Source organism: Buttiauxella gaviniae (assembly GCF_040786275.1).
Classification (GTDB): domain Bacteria; phylum Pseudomonadota; class Gammaproteobacteria; order Enterobacterales; family Enterobacteriaceae; genus Buttiauxella; species Buttiauxella gaviniae_A.
Map to the genome: position 1 here is coordinate 870,843 of NZ_JBFMVT010000002.1, position 17,357 is coordinate 888,199.

The 17,357-nt window shown below is 50.4% G+C and carries 16 protein-coding genes and 5 tRNA genes; 7 read left to right on the top strand and 14 right to left on the bottom strand.

Annotated features, from left to right (window positions below; translation table 11 throughout):
- Window positions 1-23: 23 nt before the first annotated feature.
- From proX to emrB, 7 genes are all read left to right on the top strand, one after another.
- The gene (gene proX, locus AB1E22_RS04735) at window positions 24-1,016 is read left to right on the top strand and encodes a glycine betaine/L-proline ABC transporter substrate-binding protein ProX (RefSeq protein WP_367594301.1); all 993 of its coding nucleotides are present in this window, start codon (window positions 24-26) and stop codon (window positions 1,014-1,016) included.
- A gap of 195 nt (window positions 1,017-1,211) precedes the next feature.
- Window positions 1,212-2,387 (top strand): MFS transporter, encoded by a 1,176-nt coding sequence (locus AB1E22_RS04740; protein WP_367594302.1) that lies wholly within the window; start codon window positions 1,212-1,214, stop codon window positions 2,385-2,387.
- A gap of 124 nt (window positions 2,388-2,511) precedes the next feature.
- Window positions 2,512-3,252, top strand: coding sequence for an AzlC family ABC transporter permease (locus tag AB1E22_RS04745; protein WP_367594303.1), 741 nt, complete (start codon window positions 2,512-2,514; stop codon window positions 3,250-3,252).
- Window positions 3,249-3,590, top strand: a complete 342-nt coding sequence (gene ygaH, locus AB1E22_RS04750; RefSeq protein ID WP_367594304.1) for an L-valine transporter subunit YgaH — start codon at window positions 3,249-3,251, stop codon at window positions 3,588-3,590. The genes AB1E22_RS04745 and ygaH overlap by 4 nt, the downstream gene beginning before the upstream one ends.
- An 84-nt stretch (window positions 3,591-3,674) precedes the next feature.
- On the top strand, window positions 3,675-4,205 hold the full coding sequence (mprA, locus tag AB1E22_RS04755; RefSeq protein WP_367594305.1) for a transcriptional repressor MprA: 531 nt from the start codon (window positions 3,675-3,677) through the stop codon (window positions 4,203-4,205).
- 133 nt (window positions 4,206-4,338) lie between these two features.
- Window positions 4,339-5,511 (top strand): multidrug efflux MFS transporter periplasmic adaptor subunit EmrA, encoded by a 1,173-nt coding sequence (gene emrA, locus AB1E22_RS04760; RefSeq protein WP_367594306.1) that lies wholly within the window; start codon window positions 4,339-4,341, stop codon window positions 5,509-5,511.
- 15 nt (window positions 5,512-5,526) lie between these two features.
- Window positions 5,527-7,074 carry a multidrug efflux MFS transporter permease subunit EmrB gene (gene emrB / locus AB1E22_RS04765; protein WP_367594307.1) on the top strand — a complete coding sequence of 516 codons (1,548 nt, stop codon included), beginning with the start codon at window positions 5,527-5,529 and terminating at the stop codon, window positions 7,072-7,074.
- 65 nt (window positions 7,075-7,139) lie between these two features.
- Here the strand turns inward: emrB and luxS are convergent, their stop codons facing one another.
- The 14 genes from luxS to pncC form a co-directional block, all read right to left on the bottom strand.
- Entirely contained in the window at window positions 7,140-7,655 is a 516-nt protein-coding gene (gene luxS, locus AB1E22_RS04770) for an S-ribosylhomocysteine lyase (RefSeq protein ID WP_367594308.1), read from the bottom strand.
- 154 nt (window positions 7,656-7,809) lie between these two features.
- On the bottom strand, window positions 7,810-9,366 hold the full coding sequence (gene gshA, locus AB1E22_RS04775) for a glutamate--cysteine ligase (protein ID WP_367594309.1): 1,557 nt from the start codon (window positions 9,364-9,366) through the stop codon (window positions 7,810-7,812).
- Window positions 9,367-9,439: 73 nt separating this feature from the next.
- On the bottom strand, window positions 9,440-9,868 hold the full coding sequence (locus tag AB1E22_RS04780; protein WP_367594310.1) for a YqaA family protein: 429 nt from the start codon (window positions 9,866-9,868) through the stop codon (window positions 9,440-9,442).
- On the bottom strand, window positions 9,865-10,431 hold the full coding sequence (gene yqaB, locus AB1E22_RS04785) for a fructose-1-phosphate/6-phosphogluconate phosphatase (RefSeq protein ID WP_367594311.1): 567 nt from the start codon (window positions 10,429-10,431) through the stop codon (window positions 9,865-9,867). Before yqaB ends, AB1E22_RS04780 begins: the two co-directional genes overlap by 4 nt.
- Before the next feature lie 337 nt (window positions 10,432-10,768).
- Window positions 10,769-10,845 (bottom strand) — tRNA-Arg (locus AB1E22_RS04790).
- A gap of 61 nt (window positions 10,846-10,906) precedes the next feature.
- Window positions 10,907-10,983, bottom strand: a tRNA-Arg gene (locus tag AB1E22_RS04795).
- A 60-nt stretch (window positions 10,984-11,043) separates the two neighbouring features.
- Window positions 11,044-11,120 (bottom strand) — tRNA-Arg (locus AB1E22_RS04800).
- Window positions 11,121-11,321: 201 nt separating this feature from the next.
- Window positions 11,322-11,398, bottom strand: a tRNA-Arg gene (locus AB1E22_RS04805).
- Window positions 11,399-11,402: 4 nt separating this feature from the next.
- A tRNA-Ser gene (locus AB1E22_RS04810) sits at window positions 11,403-11,495 on the bottom strand.
- 325 nt (window positions 11,496-11,820) lie between these two features.
- The gene (csrA, locus tag AB1E22_RS04815; protein ID WP_013574027.1) at window positions 11,821-12,006 is read right to left on the bottom strand and encodes a carbon storage regulator CsrA; all 186 of its coding nucleotides are present in this window, start codon (window positions 12,004-12,006) and stop codon (window positions 11,821-11,823) included.
- A gap of 249 nt (window positions 12,007-12,255) precedes the next feature.
- Window positions 12,256-14,883 carry an alanine--tRNA ligase gene (gene alaS, locus AB1E22_RS04820; protein ID WP_367594312.1) on the bottom strand — a complete coding sequence of 876 codons (2,628 nt, stop codon included), beginning with the start codon at window positions 14,881-14,883 and terminating at the stop codon, window positions 12,256-12,258.
- A 138-nt stretch (window positions 14,884-15,021) separates the two neighbouring features.
- On the bottom strand, window positions 15,022-15,528 hold the full coding sequence (recX, locus tag AB1E22_RS04825; RefSeq protein ID WP_367594313.1) for a recombination regulator RecX: 507 nt from the start codon (window positions 15,526-15,528) through the stop codon (window positions 15,022-15,024).
- A gap of 74 nt (window positions 15,529-15,602) precedes the next feature.
- On the bottom strand, window positions 15,603-16,667 hold the full coding sequence (gene recA / locus AB1E22_RS04830; RefSeq protein ID WP_367594314.1) for a recombinase RecA: 1,065 nt from the start codon (window positions 16,665-16,667) through the stop codon (window positions 15,603-15,605).
- A gap of 83 nt (window positions 16,668-16,750) precedes the next feature.
- Window positions 16,751-17,260, bottom strand: a complete 510-nt coding sequence (gene pncC, locus AB1E22_RS04835) for a nicotinamide-nucleotide amidase (protein WP_367594315.1) — start codon at window positions 17,258-17,260, stop codon at window positions 16,751-16,753.
- Window positions 17,261-17,357: the final 97 nt, after the last annotated feature.

The following is a 17,357-nucleotide window of genomic DNA, read 5'->3' on the forward strand; positions in this document are numbered from 1 at the left end:
CATCACGAAAAAAAGGAATAACGATGCGACATACGACAATTATCGCTACCGCTCTTGCCACACTCGTTTCCACCAGCGCTTTTGCCGCAGACCTGCCGGGTAAAGGTGTTACTGTTCAGCCCGCGCAAAGCACCATCTCAGAAGAGTCATTTCAAACATTATTAGTCAGCCGCGGCCTGGAAAAACTGGGTTATACGGTCAATAAGCCAAGCGAAGTAGATTACAACGTGGCTTACACCTCAATGGCCGCGGGCGACACCACGTTTATCGCCACTAACTGGAAGCCGCTGCACGACGATATGTATGAAGCCGCAGGCGGCGACAAAAAGTTTTACCGTGAAGGAACCTACGTTCAGGGGGCCGCTCAGGGTTATCTGATTGATAAGAAAACGGCCGAGCAATACAAAATCACTAATATCGCGCAGTTAAAAGATCCCAAAATCGCCAAACTGTTTGATACCAATGGCGACGGCAAAGCAGACCTGACCGGTTGTACGCCAGGCTGGGGCTGTGAAGCGGTGATTAACCACCAGATTGGTGCTTATGGCCTGAGCAATACCGTGGAACATAACCAAGGGAATTATTCGGCGATGATTGCCGACACGATTACGCGTCATAAAGAAGGCAAACCGATTCTGTACTACACCTGGACGCCATATTGGGTGAGTGATGTGATGGTGCCGGGTAAAGACGTGGTGTGGTTGCAGGTGCCGTTCTCTTCAATGCCAGGCGCGCAGAAAGACGTTGAGACTAAATTGCCGAATGGGGCGAATTATGGCTTCCCTGTGAACACCATGCACATTGTGGCAAACAAAGCCTGGTCTGAGAAAAACCCGCAGGCCGCAAAACTGTTCAGCCTGATGAAACTCCCGCTGGCGGATATCAACGCCGAGAATGCGATGATGCATAACGGTAAAGCGTCAGAAGCCGATATTCAGGGTCACGTTGACGGCTGGATTAAAGCGCACCAGGTTGAGTTTGATGGCTGGGTGAAAGAGGCTTTGGCTGTTAAGTAGTTAGTTCTGAATGACCCCCTCCCAGCCTCCCCCTTTCCAGGGGGAGGAGCAAAAGATATAAGGAGTTAACTTCTCCCTCCCCAGGAAAGGGAGGGTTGGGGTGGGGTCATTACAAACAAATCGCACATTCCGCCCCCCTCCTACATCAATCTTCGCTATTATTCCCGCTCTACCATCACAAACTGAAGAATAAGAATGAAAACAACCTCACCGGGACTGAGCCCCGCGCTTATCATCCTGATGTCTATTGCGACGGGCCTGGCTGTAGCAAGCAACTACTACGCCCAACCGCTGCTCGATACCATCGCTAACGCGTTTTCCCTATCGATTAACCAGGCTGGATTTATCGTTACCGCCGCACAACTTGGCTATGCCGCAGGTTTGCTGCTGCTGGTGCCGCTTGGGGATATGTTTGAGCGCCGTGGGCTGATTGTGTTTATGACGCTACTGGCGGCGGGTGGCATGGTCATTACCGCGTTAAGCCAAACATTATGGGTGATGATTCTCGGCACCGCGCTGACGGGTTTATTCTCCGTCGTCGCACAGATTCTGGTGCCGCTGGCTGCTACGCTTGCCGAACCGGAAAAGCGCGGTAAAGTCGTCGGGACGATTATGAGCGGGCTTCTGCTCGGCATTTTACTTGCACGAACCGTGGCGGGTTTACTGGCAAACCTGGGCGGGTGGCGCACTGTTTATTGGGTCGCCAGTGTATTAATGGTGTTTATGGCTTTGGCTCTGTGGCGCGGTTTGCCGAAAGTGAAATCAGAAACGCACCTGAACTATCCGCAACTGCTCTCCTCGGTTTTTGGCCTGTTTATTAAAAACCCGCTACTGCGCACTCGTGCCCTGTTGGGCTGCCTGACGTTTGCAAACTTCAGCATTCTCTGGACATCAATGGCGTTTCTGCTGGCGTCTGCGCCGTTTAACTTTTCAGACGGTATGATCGGTCTGTTTGGGCTGGCGGGTGCCGCAGGTGCACTGGGCGCTCGTCCGGCGGGCGGTTTTGCCGATAAAGGCAAAGCGCATCTGACGACCACCATCGGGCTGGTATTGCTGTTGGCTTCATGGATTGCGACGGCGATGGGGCAGTATTCGGTTATCGCGCTGATTGTCGGGATTCTGGTGCTCGATTTAACCGTTCAGGGCGTGCACATCACTAACCAAACGGTTATCTATCGCATGATGCCGGAAGCACGAAATCGCCTGACCGCCGGTTACATGACCAGCTACTTTATTGGCGGTGCGGCGGGCTCTGTTATTTCAGCCAGCGCTTATCAACATGCTGGATGGAACGGCGTGTGTGCTGCGGGCGCGCTCATTGCCCTACTAAATTTAGTAGTGTGGTGGCGCGGCTATCACCGTCAGCCGTGATGGCACTATTCCTTTACAATCCCTGTCGATAATTTGGGGTATTAAGGGTCGTACCAGTCTGTTAAGGTTATCCCTGTTTATTCATTCGAGTGACATTAACGTCAGAAATAGATAAATAGTTAATATGGATAGTCCTGCAACAGTTCCGCTAAATAACAATCAAAATGATGCTACCTGGGCTGAAGGGCTGAAAGACAGTTTACCTATTGTCATCAGTTATATCCCGGTAGCATTCGCGTTTGGGCTAAATGCCACCAAGCTGGGATTTACCCCGCTCGAAAGTCTGTTTTTCTCCTGCGTTATTTATGCTGGCGCCAGTCAGTTTGTTATTACCGCCTTGCTGGCAGCGGGCAGCTCATTGTGGGTCGCCGCCTTAACGGTTATGGCAATGGATGTGCGCCACGTTCTGTATGGCCCTTCCCTGCGTCAGCGCATTACACGTCAGTTGAGTAAACCTAAAACCGCAATTTGGGCGTTTGGCCTGACCGATGAAGTTTTTGCCGCCGCCACGGCGAAATTAGTGCGCGATAACCGCCGCTGGAGTGAAAACTGGATGATCGGTATCGCCTTCAGCTCGTGGTTTTCATGGGTTTTAGGCACCGCGCTCGGTTCGTGGTCCGGGAATGGCTTATTAGATAATTTCCCGGCGGTGGAAGCGGCGTTAGGCTTTATGTTGCCCGCTCTTTTCCTGAGCTTCTTACTGGCGTCGTTCCAGCGTAAACAATCCTGGATAGTTACCGCATCTCTGACTGGCGCACTTTTAGGTGTGACGCTGGTTTCAATCCCTGCGGCTATTCTCGCGGGGATTGTCTGTGGCTGTCTGGCGGCACTGGTGCAGGCGTTTTACCAGGGAGGACCAGAATGAGTACACAAGTTATTTTACTGGGCCTGCTGGTCGGGTTTGCCAACTATATGTTTCGTTATTTGCCTTTGCGTATCAGGGCAAATTCGTCTCGCCCGGCTAAACGCGGGGCGACCGGGGTGCTGCTCGACAGCATCGGGATCGCATCAATTTGTGCGCTGCTGGTGGTTTCGTGCGTGCCTGAAATCATGCATGACGCGCAGCGTCTGGTCCCGACGCTGATGGGCTTTATCATTCTAGGACTGAGCTTTTATAAGACCCGCAGCATTATTATCCCCACGCTATTAAGTGCTCTGGGTTATGGATTAACCTGGAAACTCATGATGGTGATCTCAATTTGATGATAAAAAACGTATAAACAATACATTTACTTTATTTGTCACCATCGTTATTATATCGACCGCAACTAATGAGGTTATGCCAAAATGGATAGTTCGTTTACGCCCATTGAACAAATGCTAAAGTTTCGCGCCAAACGCTATGAGGATTTCCCATACCAGGAAATTCTGCTGACGCGCCTGTGTATGCACATGCAGGGCAAGCTTTTGGAAAACCGCAATAAAATGCTGAAAGCTCAAGGGATTAACGAGACGCTATTTATGGCGTTGATCACTCTTGAATCTCAGGAAAACCATAGCATCCAGCCTTCTGAATTAAGCTGTGCTTTAGGTTCTTCTCGTACGAATGCAACCCGCATTGCCGATGAGCTGGAAAAGCGTGGCTGGATTGAGCGTCGCGAAAGCGATAACGACCGCCGTTGCCTGCATCTGCATTTGACCGAAAAAGGTCAGGAATTCTTACGTCAGGTGTTACCGCCGCAGCACAACTGCTTGCATGAGTTGTGGTCTTCGCTGAGTGGTTCGGAAAAAGAGCAACTGGAACAGATTACCCGCAAACTGCTCACCCGCCTTGATGAAATGGATGAAAACCAGACCGTACTGGAAGCCGTGCGCTAAGTACCGTCGCTGCGTTCCATCGTAGTGCCCCAAAGAAATGAATACTGACAGGCCAGCAACTTATCTTGCTGGCCCGTTGGGTCTAACAGGTCGGCTCAGCCGATCACTATAATAAAAAAGTGTGGAGATAAGCATGAGCGCACATGCGGAGACTCAAACCCCGCAACAGCCGGGTAACAAGAAAGGCAAACGTAAAGGTGCCTTGCTTGCATTGACCCTGCTGTTTGTCATTATTGGTGTGGCATATGGGATCTATTGGTTTTTAGTATTACGTCACTACGAAAATACGGATGATGCGTATGTAGCCGGTAATCAGGTGCAGATCATGGCCCAGGTTTCCGGAAGCGTAACCAAGGTTTGGGCCGACAATACCGACTTTGTAAAACAGGGTGATGTACTGGTGACGCTGGACCAGGCAGACGCTGAGCAGGCATTTGAGAAAGCACAAACCGTGCTGGCCTCGAATGTGCGCCAGACCCGTCAGCAAATGATTAACAGTAAGCAGTATCAGGCTAATATTGAACTGCAAAAAACGTCGCTGGCTCAGGCGCAAAGCGATCTGAATCGCCGTGTGCCGTTGGGTAATGCAAACCTGATTGGCCGCGAAGAGCTACAACATGCCCGAGATGCCGTCGCGACGGCTCAAGCGCAACTGGATGTTGCCATTCAACAATTCAATGCCAATCAGGCCATGATTCTCGGCAGCAAACTCGAAGACCAACCCAGCGTTAAACAAGCGGCGGCTGAGTTGCGTAACGCCTGGATGGCCCTGCAACGGACGAAAATCGTCAGTCCAATGACCGGCTATGTTTCACGCCGCACGGTGCAGGTTGGCGCGCAAATTAGCCCAACCACGCCTCTGATGGCTATCGTGCCAGCAAGCGGTCTGTGGATTGATGCCAACTTTAAAGAAACACAGCTTGCGCATATGCGTATCGGCCAACCGGCGACCGTTGTCAGTGATATTTATGGCGACAAAATTGAGTACACCGGTAAAGTTGTCGGCCTGGATATGGGCACCGGTAGCGCGTTCTCACTGCTTCCGGCACAAAACGCCACCGGCAACTGGATTAAAGTCGTTCAGCGTCTGCCTGTGCGTATTGAACTCGATGCAAAACAGTTGGAGCAACATCCGCTGCGCATTGGTTTGTCTACGCTCGCAACGGTGGATACCAGTAATCGCGAAGGCAGCATGCTGGCTAATGAGGGTCGCCACTCTCCGGTGTATGAAAGCAATGCGCGCGAGCTGAACCTTGCGCCAGTGAACGAGCTTATCACCAACATCATTCAGGCCAATGCGGGTTAACAAGGCGGAGCTTGTATGAAACAGCAACAACCGCAGAAACCGCTGGAAGGTGCGCCACTGGTCATTATGACCATTGCTTTATCTCTGGCGACCTTTATGCAGGTGCTGGACTCCACCATCGCCAACGTGGCCATTCCGACCATCGCAGGTAACCTTGGCTCATCTCTGAGCCAGGGGACTTGGGTTATCACTTCATTTGGGGTGGCAAACGCCATCTCCATCCCCCTCACCGGCTGGCTTGCAAAACGCCTCGGTGAAGTGAAGTTGTTTATGTGGTCAACGATTTTGTTTGTGCTGGCTTCCTGGGCTTGTGGTGTCTCCAACAGCCTGGAAATGCTGATCTTCTTCCGCGTTATCCAGGGGATCGTTGCCGGGCCGCTGATTCCTCTTTCACAAAGCCTGCTGCTGAATAACTACCCGCCAGCGAAACGAAGCGTTGCTCTGGCGCTGTGGTCGATGACGGTAATCGTCGCCCCGATTTGTGGGCCGATTCTCGGCGGATTTATCAGCGATAACTACCACTGGGGTTGGATCTTCTTTATCAACGTGCCCATCGGTGCCGTGGTGGTCTTGTTGACGCTGCAAACGCTGCGTGGACGCGAGACGAAGACCGAGCACCGTCGCATTGATGCCATCGGTCTTGCGCTATTAGTGGTCGGCATTGGTAGCCTGCAAATCATGCTCGACCGCGGGAAAGAGCTCGACTGGTTTAACTCAACGGAAGTGATTGTGCTGACTGTCGTCGCGGTGGTGTCGATTAGCTTCTTGATTGTCTGGGAGCTGACGGACGATAACCCGATAGTCGATCTTTCGTTGTTTAAGTCACGAAACTTTACCATCGGCTGCCTGTGTATCAGCCTCGCCTACATGCTTTACTTCGGTGCGATCGTTTTGCTGCCGCAGCTATTGCAGGAGGTATATGGCTATACCGCAACCTGGGCGGGTCTGGCATCGGCCCCGGTCGGGGTGATCCCTGTGCTGTTATCCCCGATAATCGGGCGCTTTGCCCATAAGCTTGATATGCGCCGGTTGGTGACGTTCAGCTTTATTATGTACGCCGTCTGTTTCTACTGGCGCGCATACACTTTCGAACCGGGAATGGATTTCGGTGCGTCGGCCTGGCCGCAGTTTATTCAGGGCTTTGCCGTGGCATGCTTCTTTATGCCACTAACCACCATTACGCTTTCCGGGCTGCCGCCAGAGCGTATGGCTGCGGCGTCAAGCCTGTCGAACTTTACGCGTACGCTTGCGGGTTCGATTGGTACGTCGATCACCACAACGCTTTGGACTAACCGCGAGGCGATGCACCATTCACAGTTAACGGAGTCCGTTTCACCGTTTAACCCGAATGCACAGCAAATGTACTCTCAGCTGGAAAGCATGGGGATGTCCACGCAGCAGGCCTCCGGTTATATTGCGCAGCAGATTACCAATCAGGGGCTAATTATTTCCGCCAATGAGATTTTCTGGATTTCAGCGGGAATATTTATTTTGCTGTTAGGTCTGGTGTGGTTTGCTAAACCTCCGTTTGGCGCGGGTGGTGGTGGCGGTGGAGCGCACTAAATCAGAAACACGAAAGGGGCCGATTGGCCCCTTTTTGCTATTCGCGGTTAACCGCTATGCAGAAACTAGATGTGCAGCTCTTTGAGCGTCTCTTTTGGCAGAGCCAACTCTTCGTTGCTGTTCACACTGACACCATGCTCCATGATGTGACGCGCAATATCCTGCGCTTCCTCCAGCGAGTGCATGTGGTACGTGCCACACTGGTAAACATTCAGCTCAGGGATCTGGTTTTGCTCTTTCACCTTCAGTACATCTTCCATTGCCGCTTTCCATGCATCGGCAACGCGAGACTCTTCCGGCACGCCAATCAGGCTCATGTAGAAGCCCGTGCGGCAACCCATTGGTGAAATATCAATAATCTCTACGCCATTCCCATTAAGGTGGTCACGCATAAAACCAGCAAACAGGTGCTCAAGAGTATGAATTCCTTTTTCTGGCATCACTTCCTTGTTCGGGATACAAAAGCGCAGATCAAATACAGTGATAGTATCGCCATGAGGCGTATGCATCGTCTTCGCCACACGCACTGCGGGTGCGCCCATGCGGGTATGGTCAACTGTGAAGCTATCCAACAACGGCATCTGATCACCTCCGATAAGTGATTTTTTTAAAAATAAAATGAACCATTCTTTCCCACACTACTCTGAGTATATGAAAGACGCGCATTTGTTATCATCATCCCTGATTCAGAGATGTATATTTTGGCCACATTGATTGTGGCCTTTTTCTTTTGTGTCAGGCGTGCTTTGCAAGCCAAACATCAAACGGTTCAGTATCGCTGGCTTCGATATCACGCTGGCGCTGCCATGAAGCATCATGTTCTTTCTGCAACACGTCTTCAGTCAAAATCTCCAGCGGCTCTTGCACCAACATCTGACGGTACTGTTCAGCCAGAGCAAGTCCTGTTCCACCAATACCATTATCAATCATAGACCGCAGAATGCGTGCCGAGTATGTTAATTCCGGATCGTCAAAACACGCGACCAGTTGATCACACACATCCTGGTAATCCGTATTACCCGCCTCACCATCCAACGTTTCCGCGACACGACGTAGATCGGTGAACAGATCTTTACCCACTTTCGCCAACGGGTGCTGTGCAGTTTCACAACCTATACCTAGCGTCAGGCCGGGTTTACGCCCTTCCAGAATCACACGATTCCAGTTTTTACGGGTGCAGAGCAATTCATCGCTGCTCATTTCAGGCGCATCAGCCAGCACACACCAGATCATGAACAGATCGAGGAAGCGAACTTGCTGTTCATCAACACCAATCGGTGAGAACGGGTTGATATCCAGCGAACGCACTTCGATATATTCAATGCCGCCGCGCATCAGAGCGTCAGAAGGCGACTCCCCTTCCGCTGTAACGCGTTTAGGGCGGATAGGTGCATAGAGTTCATTTTCAATTTGCAGCACGTTGGTGTTGATTTGAAGGCGCTTGCCGTCCTTCTCAACGCCCATCTTCGCGTACTCTTCTGAAGGTGTTTTGATAGCGCGTTTTAACCCGGCGACGTAGGTCTCCAGATCGTTAAACGTAATACCGAGATTACTTTGAGATTTATTGGTGTATCCCAGGTCGCTCAAACGCAGCGATGTTGCGTACGGCAGGTAATTCATGCCGCATTCGGTTTTTTCAAAGGGCAGCAAACTTTCTTTCCCTTGCAGGAAAGAGGAACAGATTGCTGGCGACGCACCGAACAAATACGGAATAACCCAACCAAAACGGTAGTAGTTACGAATCAGGCGGAAGTAACCGGCGGAAATCTCTTCTTTGCCACTTTGTGCATCTTTGACACCCAGACGCGCCTGCCAGAACTCAAGCGGCAGAGAAAAGTTATAGTGCACGCCAGAAATGGTCTGCATCAACGCGCCGTAACGATTTTTCAAACCTTCACGGTATAACGTCTTTAAACGCCCGGTATTAGAAGAACCGTACTGTGCCAGTTCAATGTTCTGACCATCGTTGATGTAACACGGCATGCTCAGAGGCCACATGCGTTCGTCACCCAGCTCACGGGCTGTATGACGATGGATATCGCGCATGAACGTCAGCATGTGGTCAATGTCGCCATCAACCGGAGTAATAAACTCCAGCAGCGCTTCCGCGAAATCCGTTGTGATCCATTTATGTGCCAGCGCTGAGCCAAGGCTTTCCGGGTGGCCGGTTGTTGCCAACTGACCATCTGGCGTGACTCGCAGCGTTTCACGCTCAAGACCACGACGAATACCTTTTACTGCCTGAGGATGCTGTTCCAGCCAGGCCAGCGCCTGTGATACGTTCGGGATCAAATTGACCTCCCGCCTGTCGAATTCATTTTTATTAAGCATAAGAGATGGCGATGATAATTATCAAACCACGCAATTAGTGCCACCACGCGATGCCTTGTACCGTTGCAGCCGCCACAACGATATAGCGAAGCGCTTTACCAAGGCATAAAAAAAAGATTACCGGTCCCCAGCTCATGCGTAATAAGCCAGCTAACAGACACAGCAGATCGCCCACTAAAGGCATCCAACTGAGTAATAATGTTGCCGGACCGAACCGTACCAGCCAGGTCGTTGCCTTCCCCTGCCAGCGCGATTGTTCCCGCATTGGAAAAAAACGCCCCAGAATAACGTTAGTTAAGCCACCAAGGCTATTACCCATTGTTGCTATTAAAACGAGTAGCCATGTTGGGCCGGAGCCTGCAACCAGTAATGCTATGAGCACTGCTTCAGAACTGCCGGGCAGTAAAGTCGCGCTCAGGAAGCTACTGGTAAATAAAGATATGAGTGATAACGCCTCACTCACAGCAAACGGACATCCACACCATCCATTCCGGCAGCACGAGCGGCTTCAAGTCCAAAATCTGCATCCTCAAATACCACGCATTTTTGCGGAGCAACGCCCATTAATTCAGCGCACAGCAAAAAGGTATCAGGAGCCGGTTTGTGGTTTTTAACATGATCGGCCGCAACTACAGCGGAGAAATATTGACGTAAGCCCAAATGATTAAGCAGGGCCTCTGCGATATCACTCTCACTTCCTGTACCGACCGCCATTGGGCGGCGGCCGTGCCAGGACTTCACTACATCAATAAGAGGAAGCGGACGCACGGTATCAAGCAACATCGCTCTTACAGCCTGCGTTTTTTCCTGTGCCAGACGATGGGGGTCAAGATCTGCGCCATTAAGCTCAATAATCGCCTGCGCAATGCGCCAGGTTGGGGAGCCATTCAACGCAACCATAGCGTGTTCGTCAAATTGCATACCGTAGCCTGCTAACGTCTCACGCCACGCCTTACGATGTGTTGGTTCGGTATCGAGGATGGTTCCGTCCATATCGAAAATCAGACCTTCGTAACGTTCGTACATCTCATCCCTCACATCACTCAATATTGAAGTGTTACTTTATCGTAAAGCAATAATATTGTCGCTTATTGTAATAGAGATAGTTCAGAAGGTGACTAATTGGTAAATATGAAGTTATTGGGATCGATTGGGGTGATTTTACTGAGCGGTGGGGTAATTTGCTAATAAGAACTTGGGGGAGGAGTTACTGATAATTGTGAATAATATGGTGCATCCGGGAGGATTACTCGCTAAGGCTCGCCCTAAAGGGCCGTTGCTAAAGCAACGTTATCTTCCCTGGTGCTTGCTGAGAAACTTACTTTCTCTGGCACATTATCGTCGCTGATAATTGGGAATAATATGGTGCATCCGGGAGGATTCGAACCTCCGACCGCTCGGTTCGTAGCCGAGTACTCTATCCAGCTGAGCTACGGATGCATCAGGATAATACTTTTATTGCGGTTCTCACAATTATCACTAACGACAATCAGAGAAAATATGGTGCATCCGGGAGGATTCGAACCTCCGACCGCTCGGTTCGTAGCCGAGTACTCTATCCAGCTGAGCTACGGATGCATCAGGATAATACTTTTACTGCGGTTCTCATAATTATCACTAACGACAATCAGAGAAATATGGTGCATCCGGGAGGATTCGAACCTCCGACCGCTCGGTTCGTAGCCGAGTACTCTATCCAGCTGAGCTACGGATGCATCAGGGGGTACTGCTTTTACTGCTGATTTAATGTCACTCAACGTGCCGCAACATTAAAGAAGATGGTGCATCCGGGAGGATTACTCGCCGAAGGCTCGCCCTAAAGGGCCGTTGCTAAGGCAACGTTATTCTCCCTGCTGCTCGCTAAGAAATTATCTTTCTTTGGAGCACTACCGTTGCTAAATGGTAGTTAGTGAGAATGGTGCATCCGGGAGGATTCGAACCTCCGACCGCTCGGTTCGTAGCCGAGTACTCTATCCAGCTGAGCTACGGATGCAAAATGGCGGTGAGGCGGGGATTCGAACCCCGGATGCAGCTTTTGACCGCATACTCCCTTAGCAGGGGAGCGCCTTCAGCCTCTCGGCCACCTCACCACACGCCTCTTTCGAGTCGCACCGCTGAACTTGTTTCTGCTCATCGGCACTGCGTGGCGCACATATTACTTTCCCGCACTTATAAGTCAAACATTTTTTCCCAACTCATAATCAATTGCACACTTCACACACAAATCGGGCAAATTGACGGCAAAAAGAGTGTTTTATCAACAAGCAAGATAAGGATAATCAGCAAAAGAAAGTATTCAGGATGCGTAAGAAATTACGGTCACGGTAGAAGATACAGGAAGGATTGAGGGGTAAAGCGAAGAAAATGGGGCGCTAAAGGAAGCGTCTCGCTAGTGATTAGCGAGACGCAGTAACTTTAGTAACTCGTTTGTTGCGATTTTTCAGCCTGGATACGTTGGTAGATCTCTTCACGGTGTACAGAAACTTCCTTAGGGGCGTTAACACCAATACGAACTTGGTTACCTTTTACCCCAAGAACTGTCACAGTCACCTCATCCCCAATCATGAGGGTCTCACCAACTCGACGAGTTAGAATCAGCATTCTTTGCTCCTTGAAAGATTAAAAGAGTCGGGTCTCTCTGTATCCCGGCATTCTCCATCATATACGCCAAAAAGTAAGTGGTGACAAACACATAAAGTGTCAGTGACCGCGACATTACCTTCTGATATGACTAAGTCTAGCCGATATACGCAACTTTAACCTGACTTTATCATTATTGAGTGTGTGCAGATTAAGAAGACGCCATAACCTGAATGAGTTATGGCGTCTGCCTGCATTTTATTTTTTTACTTAGAGCTTCGCCGATACCCAGGCTTCAACACCGGCCAGAGCGCCCGGCAGCGCTGCCGTGTCTGTACCACCGGCCTGAGCCATATCCGGACGACCGCCCCCTTTGCCTCCGACTTGCTGAGCGATAACACCAATCAGTTCCCCCGCCTTCACGCGGTCGGTCACATCTTTGGAAACACCCACAATCAGAGAAACTTTACCTTCTGCTACCGTCGCCAGAACAATGATTGCCGAACCCAGCTGATTTTTTAGATCATCAACCATAGTACGCAACATCTTCGGTTCAACGTTGGCGAGCTCGCTCACGAGGAGTTTCACGCCTTTTACATCGACAGCTTTGCTGGAAAGGTTTGCACTCTCCTGCACAGCCTGCTGTTCTTTCAACTGCTGCAACTCTTTCTCAAGCTGACGAGTACGCTCCAGCACCGAACGCACTTTCTCGTTCAGGTTCTGGCTGTCACCTTTAAGCAGTTGAGCGATGTCATGAAGCTGTTCGCTTTGCGCATGCAGACTTGCCAGCGCGCCTTCGCCGGTAACAGCTTCAATACGACGTACGCCCGCAGCCGTACCAGACTCAGCAACGATGCGGAACAGACCGATATCACCCGTGCGGCTCGCGTGAATACCACCGCACAGTTCGGTTGAGAAATCACCCATGCTCAGAACACGCACGTGGTCATCATATTTCTCACCAAACAACGCCATTGCACCTTTAGCTTTAGCCGCTTCCAGATCCATGACATTCGTTTCGATTGGCAGGTTACGACGAATCTGTGCGTTAACGATATCTTCTACAGCGCGTACTTCAGCCGGTTTCATCGCTTCAAAATGGGAGAAGTCGAAACGCAGGCCTTTATCGTTAACCAGTGAACCTTTCTGCGCAACGTGCGTACCCAGAACCTGGCGCAATGCCGCATGCAGCAAGTGGGTCGCGGAGTGGTTCAGACGAATACGTGAACGACGAGTTTCGTCCACTTCAGCTTTCACGCTGTCGCCCACTTTTACCACGCCAGAAACGAGCTTACCGAGATGGCCGATAGCCTGGCCGTATTTCTGCGTATCGTTAACGGCAAAGTCCACGCCGTTGCCTTTGATTACGCCTTTATCGCCAACCTGGCCGCCAGACTCTGCATAGAATGGTGTCTCGTTGAGCACCACAACAGCATCTTGCCCTGCGGTAATTTGTTCGACCGCTTTCCCATCAACAAACAGCGCGGTGACTTTTGCAGTCAAATCAGCGTGATCATAACCTTTAAACTCTGAAGCAGAATCTACACGAATCATGCTGTTGTAGTCAGCGCCAAAACCGCTGGACTCACGCGCACGACGGCGTTGCTCTTCCATCGCGGCTTCGAAACCGGCTTCATCCACTTTCAAGTTACGCTCACGGCAAACGTCCGCCGTCAGGTCAACCGGGAAGCCATAGGTGTCATACAGACGGAATGCGGTTTCACCATCCAGCGTATCGCCAGTCAGATTAGCCAGCTCTTCATCCAGTAGCGCCAGGCCACGCTCGAGTGTACGGGCAAACTGTTCTTCCTCGGTTTTCAGAACCTGCTCAACCAGCGCCTGCTGACGTTGCAGCTCTTCACCTGCTGCACCCATTACTTCAACCAATGGGCCAACCAGTTTGTAGAAGAAGGTTTCTTTTGCACCAAGCATATTGCCATGACGAATAGCACGACGAATGATGCGGCGCAGCACATAGCCACGGCCTTCGTTGGACGGCGTAACACCATCGGCAACCAGGAATGCACAAGAACGAATATGGTCAGCGATAACACGCAGCGATTTGCTGGTCAGATCGGTCGCACCAGTGACACTGGCAACAGACTGGATAAGTTTACTGAACAGATCGATTTCATAGTTGGAGTTAACGTGTTGCAGAACCGCAGCAATACGCTCCAGACCCATACCCGTATCAACAGACGGCTTAGGCAATGGCAGCATAGTGCCATCCTGCTGACGGTTGAACTGCATGAATACGATGTTCCAGATTTCGATATAGCGGTCGCCATCTTCTTCAGCGCTACCCGGAGGGCCGCCCCAAATGTGGTCGCCGTGGTCGAAGAAGATTTCGGTACATGGGCCGCAAGGGCCAGTATCGCCCATCTGCCAGAAGTTGTCAGACGCGTATGCCGCACCTTTGTTATCGCCAATGCGAATAATGCGTTCGCGCGGAACACCAACTTCTTTTTCCCAGATTTCAAACGCTTCGTCGTCAGTCTCGTAAACCGTGACCCACAGACGATCTTTTGGCAGATTAAACCACTGTTCGCCGGTCAATAATTCCCATGCAAAGTTGATGGCATCGTGTTTGAAGTAATCACCGAAGCTGAAGTTACCCAGCATTTCAAAGAAAGTGTGGTGACGTGCGGTGTAACCGACGTTTTCCAGATCATTGTGCTTACCACCTGCGCGAACACAACGTTGAGACGTTGTTGCACGGGAATAATTACGTTTGTCGAGACCAAGGAAAACATCCTTGAACTGGTTCATCCCGGCATTGGTAAACAGCAAAGTAGGATCGTTATTTGGAACCAGGGAGCTACTCGCTACAACCTGGTGACCTTTACTATGGAAAAAATCGAGAAACGCCTGACGGATCTCAGCGGTGCTCTTGCTCATAATTATCCTGAAATCAAGCTAACGAGGAGTTGTAAACCGGGCATCGCCAATTTTGATACTTTGGTCGTAACCGGTTTACCTGGAAAAAGTGGGAATAAGATAAGTTTTCTTATCAGGGAAGTAAAATCTCTCTTGAGGCTAATCGGCAAAATTTCGATATATATCCTGGATATCTTCCATAAAGAAACCACGATACAGAAGAAAACGCTGCACTTTAGCCCGCTCTTTCCATTCAGTAGGCAGCGGCTCACCAAATTTTCGCTCGGCGATTTCTCGCGCCATTGCCTGCCAGTCTATTTCACAATTAAGCATCGCAGCTTCGCCCGTTGCGCGAGCAATCCCTTTACTCTGCAATTCCTGACGAATACGTTGTGGGCCATAACCCTTGCGGCCACGGCTGGCGATAAACCGTGAAGCAAACTGTTCATCATCTAGCCAACGATGTTCATAACACCAGGCGATGACTTTTTCGATATCTTCAGGCGTAAAAGGATTTTCTTCCGGTTTCGGTTTTCCCGGAAAAGTAGGTTGGGCGGAAAGTTTACGACGGAGTTCTTGTTCACTGTGATCGCGCATCGCAAGTATGCGAGTGGCTTTATCTAATAAGCGGGAGTAAGCACTGCGGCGGGGAGTGGATTCAGGCATAGCAAATAACTTCTTGAAGAGAATACGCTAACGCAGAAATAAACAAGGGCTGCCGTAGCAGCCCTTGATGGGATTTAGAAATCTTCGTTGGTTTCAGCAACATCTTTATCGTGGTCATCAACCACGAAATCTGGCGTGCCATCCTGATTATTCAGCAGCATCTCGCGGAGTTTCTTTTCAATTTCCACGGACATTGGCTTATTTTCTTTCAGGAAGTTGCTGGCATTTGATTTGCCCTGGCCAATCTTCTCACCGTTGTAGCTGTACCATGCACCCGCTTTTTCAATCAGCTTGTGTTTAACACCCAAGTCAACCAGTTCACCGTAGAAGTTGATACCTTCGCCGTACATGATCTGGAATTCAGCCTGTTTAAACGGTGCAGCAATTTTGTTCTTAACTACTTTAACGCGGGTTTCACTGCCCACCACGTTATCCCCCTCTTTCACCGCACCAATGCGACGGATGTCGAGACGGACAGAAGCGTAGAACTTCAGTGCGTTACCACCGGTAGTGGTTTCTGGGTTACCGAACATCACACCAATTTTCATACGAATCTGGTTGATGAAGATAAGCAATGTGTTGGACTGCTTCAGGTTACCGGCCAGTTTACGCATTGCCTGGCTCATCATACGTGCCGCAAGGCCCATATGAGAGTCACCGATTTCACCTTCGATTTCAGCTTTCGGTGTCAGAGCAGCAACGGAGTCAACAACGATAACGTCAACGGCACCTGAACGCGCCAGTGCGTCACAGATTTCCAGTGCTTGTTCGCCAGTATCAGGCTGGGAACACAGCAGGTTGTCGATATCTACACCCAGTTTTTTCGCATAAATCGGATCCAGCGCGTGCTCGGCATCGATAAATGCACACGTTTTACCTTCACGTTGAGCGGCGGCGATAACTTGTAAAGTCAGCGTCGTTTTACCAGAAGATTCTGGCCCGTAGATTTCAACGATACGGCCCATTGGTAGGCCACCGGCCCCCAGAGCGATATCCAGTGAAAGTGAACCGGTAGAGATCGTTTCCACATCCATGGTACGGTCTTCACCCAGACGCATGATGGAGCCTTTACCGAATTGCTTTTCAATTTGGCCAAGTGCTGCCGCTAACGCCTTCTGTTTGTTTTCGTCGATAGCCATTTTTACTCCTGTCATGCAGGGTGAAACACGAATGCGCCACGCTGCTTACTATGCTGTTTTGTTGTGCCAATTATACTGTATGGTCATACAGTATCAAGCTTATTTTTGAGAAATTCTTCCCATAGGGTTTGCAGGGCATATTCAGTGGCCTGGCGTCGAATGGCGTCGCGGTCACCTGCAAAGATCTGGTGGCGGGCGACAGTGCCATCAAACTTTGAGGCAAAGCCAAACCAGACTGTGCCGACCGGTTTTTCATCACTGCCACCATTTGGCCCAGCGATGCCACTGACCGCAACTGCGTACTCCGCAGCAGCAGCGTAGAGCGCACCCTGCGCCATTTCGCGAACAACCGCTTCACTCACTGCACCATGCGTTTCAAGCGTGCCGCTATCAACACCAATCATTTGATGCTTGGCTTCATTACTGTAAGTAACAAAACCACGTTCAAACCAGGCAGAACTGCCTGAAATGTCGGTAATCACTTTTGCAATCCAGCCGCCGGTACAGGATTCAGCTGTTGTGACTGTCGCGCCGAGTTGACCCAACGCTTCACCAACTTTGTGGCTTAATTGGCGTAATGTTTTCTCTGTCATGGCTTGCTCCGATTGTAGACATATCGCAGGGTTACACGATAGCACTTAACAACACTTTCAGAGGATTACATTAGATAACGCGAGGGACTTCCAGAAA